Annotated in this window: 9 protein-coding genes, 6 tRNA genes and 1 pseudogene; 10 read left to right on the top strand and 6 right to left on the bottom strand. The window is 51.9% G+C overall.

Translation table 11 applies throughout. The features are described from left to right. The first annotated feature begins 5 nt into the window (after positions 1–5). Together mgrA and ACOTWU_RS15305 are read left to right on the top strand one after the other, a co-directional pair. Complete coding sequence (gene mgrA, locus ACOTWU_RS15310) at positions 6–1,004, top strand: L-glyceraldehyde 3-phosphate reductase (RefSeq protein ID WP_017692976.1); 999 nt, start codon at positions 6–8, stop codon at positions 1,002–1,004. A 127-nt stretch (positions 1,005–1,131) separates the two neighbouring features. Continuing rightward, positions 1,132–1,479, top strand: coding sequence for a DUF2502 domain-containing protein (locus tag ACOTWU_RS15305; protein ID WP_033487398.1), 348 nt, complete (start codon positions 1,132–1,134; stop codon positions 1,477–1,479). 33 nt (positions 1,480–1,512) lie between these two features. Here ACOTWU_RS15305 and ACOTWU_RS15300 read toward each other — a convergent pair whose 3' ends face one another. Continuing rightward, positions 1,513–2,751, bottom strand: a complete 1,239-nt coding sequence (locus ACOTWU_RS15300; RefSeq protein ID WP_023295104.1) for an Nramp family divalent metal transporter — start codon at positions 2,749–2,751, stop codon at positions 1,513–1,515. 345 nt (positions 2,752–3,096) lie between these two features. Between ACOTWU_RS15300 and nupC the strand changes: the two genes are divergently transcribed. Continuing rightward, entirely contained in the window at positions 3,097–4,284 is a 1,188-nt protein-coding gene (nupC, locus tag ACOTWU_RS15295) for a nucleoside permease NupC (RefSeq protein ID WP_006811440.1), read from the top strand. A gap of 45 nt (positions 4,285–4,329) precedes the next feature. Here nupC and ACOTWU_RS15290 read toward each other — a convergent pair whose 3' ends face one another. The 3 genes from ACOTWU_RS15290 to ACOTWU_RS15280 all read right to left on the bottom strand — a co-directional run bounded on the left by ACOTWU_RS15290 (position 4,330) and on the right by ACOTWU_RS15280 (position 6,924). Then, the gene (locus tag ACOTWU_RS15290) at positions 4,330–6,519 is read right to left on the bottom strand and encodes a sensor domain-containing phosphodiesterase (protein ID WP_126498872.1); all 2,190 of its coding nucleotides are present in this window, start codon (positions 6,517–6,519) and stop codon (positions 4,330–4,332) included. A gap of 212 nt (positions 6,520–6,731) precedes the next feature. Then, positions 6,732–6,807 (bottom strand) — tRNA-Ala (locus tag ACOTWU_RS15285). Positions 6,808–6,848: 41 nt separating this feature from the next. Beyond that, a tRNA-Ala gene (locus tag ACOTWU_RS15280) sits at positions 6,849–6,924 on the bottom strand. A 217-nt stretch (positions 6,925–7,141) separates the two neighbouring features. Between ACOTWU_RS15280 and ACOTWU_RS15275 the strand changes: the two genes are divergently transcribed. Then, entirely contained in the window at positions 7,142–7,504 is a 363-nt protein-coding gene (locus ACOTWU_RS15275) for a YfeC-like transcriptional regulator (protein WP_015572232.1), read from the top strand. A 1-nt stretch (position 7,505) separates the two neighbouring features. Beyond that, positions 7,506–7,892: a YfeC-like transcriptional regulator gene (locus ACOTWU_RS15270; RefSeq protein WP_017383469.1), complete on the top strand. Its 387-nt coding sequence runs from the start codon at positions 7,506–7,508 to the stop codon at positions 7,890–7,892. A gap of 51 nt (positions 7,893–7,943) precedes the next feature. Here the strand turns inward: ACOTWU_RS15270 and gltX are convergent, their stop codons facing one another. Beyond that, a complete protein-coding gene (gene gltX, locus ACOTWU_RS15265) occupies positions 7,944–9,359 on the bottom strand; it encodes a glutamate--tRNA ligase (protein ID WP_015572231.1) in 1,416 nt (471 codons plus the stop codon). A gap of 258 nt (positions 9,360–9,617) precedes the next feature. Between gltX and ACOTWU_RS15260 the strand changes: the two genes are divergently transcribed. The 5 genes from ACOTWU_RS15260 to ACOTWU_RS15240 all read left to right on the top strand — a co-directional run bounded on the left by ACOTWU_RS15260 (position 9,618) and on the right by ACOTWU_RS15240 (position 10,474). Beyond that, a tRNA-Val gene (locus tag ACOTWU_RS15260) sits at positions 9,618–9,693 on the top strand. Between the two features lie 41 nt (positions 9,694–9,734). Then, positions 9,735–9,810 (top strand) — tRNA-Val (locus ACOTWU_RS15255). 29 nt (positions 9,811–9,839) lie between these two features. Continuing rightward, positions 9,840–9,915, top strand: a tRNA-Val gene (locus tag ACOTWU_RS15250). A gap of 4 nt (positions 9,916–9,919) precedes the next feature. Then, a tRNA-Lys gene (locus ACOTWU_RS15245) sits at positions 9,920–9,995 on the top strand. Positions 9,996–10,132: 137 nt separating this feature from the next. Further along, complete coding sequence (locus tag ACOTWU_RS15240; protein WP_017383471.1) at positions 10,133–10,474, top strand: FlxA-like family protein; 342 nt, start codon at positions 10,133–10,135, stop codon at positions 10,472–10,474. Here ACOTWU_RS15240 and ACOTWU_RS15235 read toward each other — a convergent pair. Continuing rightward, positions 10,465–11,406, bottom strand: a pseudogene (locus ACOTWU_RS15235) (LysR family transcriptional regulator). The gene ACOTWU_RS15240 and the pseudogene ACOTWU_RS15235 overlap by 10 nt on opposite strands. Between the last annotated feature and the right edge of the window lie 6 nt (positions 11,407–11,412).

Here is an 11,412-nt window from a genome sequence, read left to right as displayed (position 1 = left end):
CGCCAATGGGTTATCAGCCTGACAAAAATCGTTATCAGACAATGCAATATCGCCGCTGTGGGCAAAGCGGCCTTAAGCTTCCCGCCATCTCGCTGGGGCTTTGGCATAATTTTGGCGACGCGACGTTACTCGAAAACAGCCGTCAACTTTTACAGCGTGCTTTCGATTTGGGTATTACGCATTTTGACCTTGCCAATAATTACGGCCCGCCTCCTGGTTCGGCCGAACGTAATTTCGGGCGCATTTTGCAGGAGGATTTCCTGCCCTGGCGCGATGAGCTAATCATCTCCACCAAAGCGGGCTACACCATGTGGGACGGGCCTTACGGCGACTGGGGCTCACGTAAATATCTGATCGCCAGCCTGGACCAGAGCCTCAGGCGTATGGGGCTGGAGTATGTCGATATTTTCTATCACCACCGCCCGGATCCACAAACGCCGCTACGTGAAACCATGAAAGCGCTTGACCATGTGGTGCGTCAGGGCAAGGCGCTGTACATCGGTCTGTCCAACTACCCGGCAGAAGTGGCAAGGCAGGCGATTGAAATACTGGAGGATCTGGGCACGCCATGTCTGATCCACCAGCCGAAGTACTCCATGTTTGAACGTGCGCCTGAAGAGGGGTTGCTGGACGTGTTGCAGCATAAAGGGGTGGGATGTATCCCCTTCTCCCCCCTGGCGGGCGGACAGTTGACCGATCGCTATCTGAACGGTATCCCGGCGGATTCTCGCGCAGCAAGCGGCAGTAAGTTCCTTAACCCGGAGCAGATCACCGACAAAAAGCTGGAAAAGGTACGCAAGCTGAATGCGCTGGCGGAAAACCGGGGGCAAAAGCTATCGCAAATGGCACTGGCCTGGATCCTGCGCCACGATGCGGTGACATCCGTGCTCATCGGCGCAAGCAAGACCGGACAAATTGAAGATGCAGCAGGCGTGCTTGAGAATTGTCGGTTCACGGCAGAAGAGCTGAAGACGATAGATACGATCCTGTCCAGTTCAGATTAAAAAACACTTTTAGCAAAAAGTGCTCTCGTTCCTGATTTAGGAGTTGAGGCGATGAAACGAATGTTTACCAACTCGTAAAATTGCGTTAACAGGTCGCACAGCGGCCCCGATCGTGAAGGAGAAGAGTATGTTCAGGTCACTGATTCTTGCAGCGGTATTACTGGTTTCGGCCCCGCTGGTCGCCAGTGCGGGCGAAATCACCCTGTTGCCATCGATTAAATTACAAATTGGCGATCGTGATGACTACGGCAGATATTGGGACGGTGGCTACTGGCGCGACCGTGACTACTGGCATCGCCATTATGAATGGCGTCAAAACCGCTGGTGGAAACACGATAACGGCTATCACCGTGGCTGGGATAAGCGTAAGGCTTACGAACGCGGCTACCGCGAAGGCTGGAACGATCGTGACGACCGCCGTGGCGGCTGGGGTCATGGAAAAGGCAGAGGCCACGGTCACGGCCATCACCATTAACAACAAAAAGGAGCCTTCCGGCTCCTTTTTCTTTTACAGGCCTGCGGCTGTGCCTATCAGCAACCACAAGTTTAACGCCACCACCACGACCACAATGGCCCACCCGGCGCGCTTCACCCACGTCGAATTCACCAGTTCGCCCATCAGCGATTTATTACTGGTGAAGATCAGCAGTGGCACCAGCGCCAGCGCAATCCCGAAACTTAGCAGTACCTGACTCATCACCAGAATGCGGGTCGGATCCAGCCCCATCAGGATCACAACAAAGGAAGGCAGCATCGTGACCGAGCGGCGAACCCACAGCGGAATATGGAAACGTACGAACCCCTGCATCACCACCTGCCCGGCCAGTGTCCCCACAACCGTAGATGAAAGACCCGCAGCAACCAGGCTTAAACCAAAAATAGTGGCAGCGGCATGGCTCAGTAGCGGCTCCAGCGTCAGGTAAGCCTGGTCGAGATCGGCAACCCCGGTATGCCCGTTAAAGTGGAACGCGGCGGCGGCGGTCGCCATCATCGCCAGATTCACAAATCCGGCAATGGTCATCGCGATAGTCACATCCCATTTCGAGGCGGAGTAGCGCTCTTTACTCGTCCCGCCATGCAGATTCTGGGTTAATGAAGAGTGCAGATAAATGACGTGCGGCATGATGGTCGCCCCCAGCACTCCGGCAGCCAGAAAAACGGCTTCAGAAGTGGGTAACGACGGGATCACCATCCCTTTCGTCAGCTGCGCCAGATTCGGCTGGGAGAAAATCAGCTCAACAATATAGGCGGCAGCGACGAACAGCAGCAGGCCGCCGATGACTTTCTCCAGCGGTTTTTGTCCCCGCCGCTGGAGCATCAGAATCAGGAAAGTGGCGATACCGGTCAGCACCGCCCCCTGAAGCAGGGAGACGCCCAGGATAAGCTTAAAGCCGATCGCCGCCCCGATAAACTCGGCGAGATCGGTGGCCATGGCGATAATTTCCGCCTGAACCCAGTAAAACCAAACTGCCGGACGTGGATAATGATCGCGGATTTGCTCCGCCAGGTTTTTTCCGGTAGCAATACCCAGCTTCGCGGAGAGCATCTGAATCAGCATCGCCATCAGATTGGCCCATACCACAACCCACAGCAGTTTATAGCCGAAACTGGCCCCGGCCTGAATATTGGTCGCAAAATTACCCGGATCGATGTAGCCAATCGCGGCAATGAATGCCGGTCCCATTAATGCGAACCGCAGCTTGCGTGCCGCTCTGCCGCTGCTACTCTCTACGCGACTATTCGTCATTTCTGCCTCTGGAAATATAGCCTTTGCTATGTTTTATGCTATCAAAATGAGAATGATTATCAAGTTCATTTGTAACGGTTAACATGATTTCTCTGATAGTCAGGAACGATAGACAGGCAGGTGGAGCAAGGTCACAGAATGTGAAAATGCGCAGACATTTGTGAAGCGTAGCACACAAACTTAACTTTTCACTCATTTACCTAACATAACAAAAATGTCTTGTTGATCACTATTTTTGAGACTCGTCACAGGATGTAACTATAGTGTGGGCTTGATCTCGTTTTCTTTGTGCTTGTTACATAGAATGTGCACGGAAATTAAACCTGCCTCATATTTGGAGCAAATATGGACCGCGTCCTTCATTTTGTCCTGGCACTCGTTGTCGTTACTGCACTTGCATTGCTGGTCAGCACAGACCGCAAAAAAATTCGTATTCGCTATGTTGTCCAACTGCTGGTCATTGAAGTTTTACTTGCGTGGTTCTTCCTGAACTCCAACGTAGGCCTGGGCTTCGTGAAAGGCTTCTCCGAAATGTTCGAAAAACTGCTCGGATTTGCCAACGAAGGGACAAACTTCGTCTTTGGCAGCATGAACGATCAGGGTCTGGCCTTCTTCTTCCTGAAGGTGCTCTGCCCTATCGTCTTCATCTCTGCCCTGATCGGTATCCTTCAGCACATCCGCGTTCTGCCGGTGGTTATCCGTGCGATCGGCTTCCTGTTATCGAAAGTTAACGGCATGGGCAAACTGGAATCCTTTAACGCAGTCAGCTCGCTGATCCTGGGTCAGTCTGAGAACTTCATTGCGTATAAAGATATTCTCGGCAAGATGTCCCGTAACCGCATGTACACCATGGCGGCAACCGCAATGTCTACCGTTTCCATGTCTATCGTGGGCGCGTATATGACCATGCTGGAACCAAAATATGTGGTTGCGGCGCTGGTTCTGAACATGTTCAGCACCTTTATCGTGCTTTCGCTGATTAACCCGTACCGCGTGGATGCCAGCGAAGAGAACATTCAGATGTCAAACCTGCACGAGGGACAGAGCTTCTTCGAAATGCTGGGTGAATACATTCTGGCGGGTTTCAAGGTTGCAATTATCGTCGCCGCGATGCTGATTGGCTTTATCGCGCTGATCGCTGCGCTGAACGCCCTGTTTGCGGCCGTACTCGGTATCTCCTTCCAGGGTATTCTGGGCTACATCTTCTACCCGATTGCCTGGGTGATGGGCGTGCCCGCTCACGAAGCGTTGCAGGTGGGCAGTATCATGGCAACGAAACTGGTTTCCAATGAGTTCGTGGCGATGATGGATCTCCAGAAGATTGCCAGCACACTCTCCCCTCGTGCGGAAGGGATCCTGTCCGTCTTCCTGGTCTCCTTCGCGAACTTCTCTTCCATCGGTATTATCGCTGGTGCGATTAAAGGACTGAACGAAGAGCAAGGTAACGTCGTTTCTCGCTTTGGCCTGAAGCTGGTTTACGGTTCAACACTGGTGAGCGTCCTGTCTGCCTCTATCGCAGCACTGGTTCTGTAATTCATACCGCGTAATAAAAACCGGGAGTCCTCGCACCCGGTTTTTTTATGCCTCCAGCGCCGTCAGGGGCACTGGTTTACCAATCAAATAGCCCTGCAAATAGTCCACGCCAAATCGCAGCAACATCTCGCGTTGTTCAGCCGATTCCACATATTCAGCCACCACACAAAGCGATTTCGTTTTGGCCATGTTGCAAATGGACTGCACGATCATCGCATCCATGCTGTCGGTGCAGATATCTTTCACGAAGCAGCCATCGATCTTAATGATATCGGCCTCCAGCCGCTTCAGGCGCTCAAAGTTGGCATAGCCGGTACCAAAGTCATCAATAGCAATGCGGAAGCCGTAATCCCGCAGCTGCTGGATATTGTTGATGCTGCTTCCCGAGTCAGAGAAAGCCTGTTCCTCGGTGATCTCAATGACGATATCTTGCGGCGCAATGGCGTAGCGTTCAAAAAGCGCGATGATCTCAGCCGCTATCTCATTTTGCATCAGCGTCAGCGGCATCAGATTAACGGAGAACCGCGTTCCGGCCCGTTCGGACGGATGGCTGCGCATCCACATCAGCAATTTTTCCACCACGTTCAGGTCAAATCGGTGGCTCAGGTTAAACTGAGCAATCAGCGGAATAAAGCGATCAGGCGTGATGATCTCCCCCTCGCTTTCAAGCCTTGAGAGGATTTCAAAGTACCCTTCCCCACGCGCGTTATGGATTGGCTGGGCGTAAAGGTGAAGCCCACCGATATCAAGGGCGCGTTTTATGCGGGCCAGCATCAGCACTCTGTCCGTCGTCTGACCGGAGACATCATCCAGACTGTTGGTTAACGCCAGGACGTTGTGCCCGGCACAGGACTGCTCGGAGAGCCAGCTCAGCTGACCCAGCGTGTGATGCAGGCTTTCTCCATCCGGCACTTCACCCCAGGAGGCGCCAAACTCGATGTCGAGCTCAGTCTTGTTCCAGATAATCTTACGGCTGTTCAGATGATCAACCATATATTGCAGACGTTCAGCCGTGCCCGGACCCAGCAAGACCACTACCAGCTCACTGCCCGGCAACTGGAAGAGCTTCTCGTCTTTTTGCAATAACGGTTGCAGCGACGCGGTTATCATCTTTTTACAATGTACACGCATGAGGATGCCGTAGTGACGGCTCAGGAATTCGAGATTATCCAGGCGCAGGCAGCAGACTTTGGCCTCGGGATGGTGCTGTAAAAACACTTCCAGCGCACGAATGTTAGGCAGACCGGTGAGCGGATCGGTAAGCGCCCTCTCCTGCCACCCCTGTTTCAGCCATTCACTTTTCTGATAGATCCGCGACATGTAAAGCAGGCAGATGGCGAAAGAGATTAGCACCGACAGGATAAAGGAGAGCGAGTGGCCCGATTCAACGCCATTAAGAAAATTATAATTATAGGTCAGCAGCATGAGCGCCGAGGCCGCCCAGAATAAAGAGATGAGCGCATAGCTCAGACGACCAATCCCCAGGGTGAAAAGAATGAAAACGATTGGCATCAAATAACCCGCAATAAACTGCGACTCAAAAGGCGCGCATAAAATAGCGATCATCGAGATCAACAGCATCAGCCACACAACGATAAATAACGCTTTTTTGTGACAAAAGAGGGGCTTCACGCTTCGCCGCCAGAATGTTCGGGCATAGCGAGGATTAATAATCATTCTTAACGGATAATAGAACATCATGGTGAAAATCAGGGCGGCACAAATCAGACTCTGAATATCGATAACGTTATAAATTGCAGAGCCTTCGCCGAAATAGGAGGAGATTGTCACCGGGAAATCAAATAAATATCCCGCCAGATACATCGATAATTTGATGCCCACAGGCACCATAAATCCGAGCCAGAAAATACGTATGCCAATGTACTTATTCGGTATGCTGTGTCGCCAGCGCTTGCCCAGCACCAGACGGATGACGCCACAGGCGGCGAAGACGGTAAACGTCTGACAACATAATAATACGGCAGATTGTAGTGGTGCTAAATCAAGATTATAAATATTAGTAATACTAAAACTTAACAGCAAAGGAATGATTGCCCGTCGTCCAAATAACAACACGATGGCGAGCATGGCACTTAAGGGCAACCACGCCAGATAAACATCATTTTCGCTGACGATGGCCCGTGGAGAGATATAACGAGAAAAAGGAATCGCAATCAGGCTTAGCGCCAGGGCAATCATAAATATCTTTACATTATTGTAAATTTTTCTATTCATTAATCCGGATAATCTATTTTACCATCGTCTCATTGACCGCATGGATAATAGGTTTATTAATAACACGAATCAAGTTCAGGTCTATTTATAGACTTGTTTATTGATTTGGATTGAGGTGAGGTGTAGAAAACGACGTTAATTGCAACAAAAACAGTCTAAAATATTTTACAAGATATAAAAAAACCCCCGTCTTGCGACGAGGGTTTAAATTTTGGTGGAGCTAAGCGGGATCGAACCGCTGACCTCTTGCATGCCATGCAAGCGCTCTCCCAGCTGAGCTATAGCCCCACATGTTACTTTACCTACCGCACTCTGTTGGGTTCAGAGTTTGGTGGAGCTAAGCGGGATCGAACCGCTGACCTCCTGCATGCCATGCAGGCGCTCTCCCAGCTGAGCTATAGCCCCGTCGTAAAGCTGTCATGTTGACGGGCGGCATAATATGAATTCCGCCGCAGAGTGTCAACGGCAAATTCAGCCTCCGCCTTTCAATCGCCGAAAAATCATGCAAATGAATCACTTTGCGAGCCTGCTCGCAGCCAGGAGTTAAGCTTGTCACGTTTTCACGTAAAACGGTGCTATAAAATGAACCACTAATTAACCCCACAGATATTCAGGAAATTGTATGATCAAGGAACGAATGACGCCAGAAGAGTTAGCCCTGCTCACTGGCTATAGCCGACAGACCATCAATAAATGGGTACGCAAAGAGGGTTGGATTACATCGCCAAAGCCAGGCGTTCAGGGTGGCAAAGCGCGTCTGGTACACGTCAATGAAAAAGTGCGCGACTTTATTCGCAGCGCGCGCAGGGCAACAGAGACGCCGGAACTGCCAGATAAGGCGTACCATGAGGGCTCGCTTCATGCCCTGCTTCTGACGCTGGCGAATGAAATGACGCCGGAAGAGCAAAAGCAGATGACATCGCTGTTACTGCGGGAAGGGATTACCGGCTTGTTACAACGTTTAGGGATTCGCGACCAACGCTGATATGAAAAGATTACGCAGCAAAATGACCACGGAAGAGCTGGCGGACAGTCTGGGCGTAGCCCGACAAACCGTTAATCGCTGGATACGACAGAAGGGATGGAAAACGGAGGGTATCAACGGTGTAAAAGGCGGAAGAGCGAGGGTGATATGTATTGATGCGCACGTTAAGGAGCACATCATTAGTCTTCCCGCCATTCGTAACCGTCGGGCTGTTTACCATGTGGCGGAAAGCCCTTCCCACTACGGCGTGGCAACCTCATCCAGCCTGCTTCCACAAATTATCGACTCGCTGGAAAACATGACGACTGTCGAACAGGAACGTTTGCACAAGTTGCTCGCTCGTGAAGGGTTGCAGGGTTTTCTCACGCGTCTTGGTATTGCTGAATAACAGGCATAAAAAACGGCAGGGTAACCTGCCGTTTTTTGTATTACACGAGTATTACTGCTGGCTTTCACGCTCAGCAATAAAGCCCAGCGCTTTGTTGATACGCGCAACGCTACGTGATTTGCCGATGGCATGAACGGTCACGTCCAGCGCCGGAGACTGGCCTGCCCCCGTCACCGCAACGCGCAGCGGCATACCGACTTTACCCATGCCAATTTCCAGCTCATCAGCGGTAGCCTGAATCGCGTGGTGAACATTTTCCGCAGTCCATTCGGTAATGGCTTCGAGTTTATCACGCACCACTTCCAGCGGCTGACGCGCAACCGGACGCAGGTGTTTCTTGGCCGCGTCGGCGTCGAACGCGTCAAACTCTTCATAGAAGTAACGGCAGCTTTCAGCAATTTCTTTCAGCGTTTTGCAACGCTCGCCAAGCAGCTTCACCAGATCCGCCAGTTCAGGGCCCGTACGGGTATCGATGTTTGCCTGCTCAATGTGCCATTGCAGATAAGTCGCCACATATTCTGGCTGCATGGTATTGATGTAGTGATGGTTCAGCCACAGCAGTTTGTCAGTGTTGAACGCGCTGGCTGATTTGCTGACCGAGTTTAGAGAGAACAGCTCGATCATCTCTTCGCGGCTGAAGATCTCCTGGTCACCATGAGCCCAGCCCAGACGCACCAGGTAGTTCAGCAGCGCTTCCGGCAGATAGCCGTCATCACGGTACTGCATCACGCTCACCGCGCCATGACGTTTGGACAGCTTTTTACCGTCGTCACCGTTGATCATTGATACGTGCGCATACACCGGTACAGGCGCGTTCAGCGCTTTCAGAATGTTGATCTGACGCGGGGTGTTATTGATATGGTCTTCACCACGGATCACGTGAGTGATTTCCATATCCCAGTCGTCCACAACTACGCAGAAGTTATAGGTTGGCGATCCGTCAGTACGACGAATGATAAGGTCATCCAGCTCCTGGTTGCTGAATTCGATCGGACCACGGATCTGGTCATCAAAGATAACAGAGCCATCCTGTGGGTTAGCAAAACGCACTACGCAAGGCTCATCCGCAGCATGCTCGCTGTGGTCATGGCGGCAACGACCGTCATAACGCGGTTTTTCGCCTTTTGCCATTTGCTCTTCACGCAGCGCATCCAGACGCTCCCTGGAGCAGTAGCACTTATAGGCCGTGCCTGCCACCAGCATCTCGTCAATTACGGCGTTATAGCGGTCAAAACGTTTGGTCTGGAAGTATGGGCCTTCGTCCCACGCCAGATTCAGCCAGTTCATCCCATCCATAATGGCTTCAATTGCTTCCGGCGTTGAGCGCTCCAGATCGGTGTCTTCAATACGCAGCACAAACTCACCGTTGTTGTGACGTGCGAAAAGCCAGGAGTAGAGAGCGGTACGTGCACCACCGACATGCAGATAGCCTGTCGGGCTCGGCGCGAAGCGAGTTTTGATTTTCATGAAATGGCCTTACGTTATAAAGATGCCGGTAATCGGCAAATTCCGGGAAGAAAACAATGGGCAATATTCTATCACTGTGGGCCGATTCCTCAATGTCGATCACTTTATCCGGTTCGAGATTGCTGTTTTTGTTTATAAATCATGCACCACAGTCCGTTTTGCGATCGTTTTGACTAATTTTACGACGAACGAATAAAAACTTTAGAAAATGCGTTGACTCATTTTCAACTCTCCCTATAATGCGACTCCACACAGCGGGGGTGATTAGCTCAGTTGGTAGAGCATCTCCTTTACACGGAGGGGGTCGGCGGTTCGAGCCCGTCATCACCCACCATCTACTTCGGTAGACTCGCAGTGTAGATAAGCATTGAGATTGGGCGATTAGCTCAGTTGGTAGAGCATCTCCTTTACACGGAGGGGGTCGGCGGTTCGAGCCCGTCATCGCCCACCATTCTCACCTTATCGCAGCAGTTCCGAAATGGGCGATTAGCTCAGTTGGTAGAGCATCTCCTTTACACGGAGGGGGTCGGCGGTTCGAGCCCGTCATCGCCCACCATTTCGGGTCGTTAGCTCAGTTGGTAGAGCAGTTGACTTTTAATCAATTGGTCGCAGGTTCGAATCCTGCACGACCCACCAATGTAAAAAAGCGCCCTAAAGGCGCTTTTTTGCTATCTGCGATATAGCACATCCCCATTGCAGCCAGACCGCTTGTTTTACTCAAGCTCACGCCTTCTTTGCCGATACCTCTATTTTATGGCGAAAAGGATCTCAATATGACAACTCTTAAGCCCGTTTCTCTGTCGGCGATGGAAATCGGCAGCGTAGATAACAGCTCCGGCGGAAACGACATTGCTTCTCAAATCACCCGTCTGACCAAACAGATAACGAAAGTCACTCAGCAGCTCAAAGAAGTGGCCATGGGTGATGCCACAGCAGAAGAGAAGCAAAAGCAGCAGGAATTACTCGAATCTCAGCTGGCTATGTTGCAGGCACAACTGGCGCAATTGCAGCGTCAGCAGGCAGAAGAGGCGATGCCAAAACAGGAAAAAGGTCAGGCAGTCGCGGAAGGCATCAATAAGCCCTCCGCGGAGCATCAGATTAATATCTACATCTGATTATTGGTTTCGTTAAAAAGTGGATCGCGTGTGCGGGCCTCCATCAAACGTTCGGCCTGCATACGCACCACATCCCAGCAGGCATGCGCCGCGCCGGAAAGTGACCTGTTTTTACGGCGTACCAGCATCAGCTGGCGTTCGACACAGGGTACGAAACGCTTCACCGTTAAACGACTCCCCTGCGGCAGTGGCAGCGCCAGCGCCGGCAGAACGCTGATGCCAATCCCCGCTTCGACCATCGGGAAGAGCGTGGCAGGATGCCCGATCTCCTGCACAATGGTTGCCTTAACACCCTGCGCGGCCAGAGCGGCATCTATCAGCGGACGGCTGCCTGATGCATAATCCTGTAACACCAGGTTTGCCCCCTGCAAGGCCTGCCAGGCCACGTGTGGCAGCGATGCCAGCGGATCATCATCGCGGCAGAGCAATAAAAAGGGCTCTGAGAGCACCACTTCACATTCCAGGTCGCTTACCGCTCCGGGATCAATAACGATGCCAAAATCCACATCCCCCTGACGGATACTCTCCAGTACCCACTGCTGCGGCCTGTCGTGCAAAACAAAATCGATATCCGGATAGCGGTGATTACTTTCAGCGATACACTGGGGAATAAGATGCGCTGAAATCGTCTGGCTCGCCGCCACTCTCACGGTACCGGAAAGCTGTTGTCCGAGCCGGCCAACATCCCTGAGCGTACTGTTCAGTTCATCCAGCAGCCTTTCCAGTCGCATTGCCAGCTGCTGTCCCGCTTCGGTGAGTACCACTTCTCGCGTCGTACGGTCGAGCAGCTTCACTCCCGTTTGCGTTTCAAGCTCCTTAACGCTATGGCTCACCGCCGACTGGCTGAGGCCAATGATCTCCCCTGCCCGGCTAAAGCTGCGGGCCTGCGCGACGGTGACGAAAACGCGAAGCTAACGTAACGAATAATTCATCTGTTT

The sequence above is a fragment of the Enterobacter cloacae complex sp. GYL001 genome (assembly GCF_049237125.1).
In the GTDB taxonomy this organism is placed as follows: Bacteria; Pseudomonadota; Gammaproteobacteria; order Enterobacterales; family Enterobacteriaceae; genus Enterobacter; species Enterobacter hormaechei_C.
The sequence above is the reverse complement of the archived record's forward strand: the minus strand, read 5'-3'. Positions and strand labels throughout refer to the sequence as shown.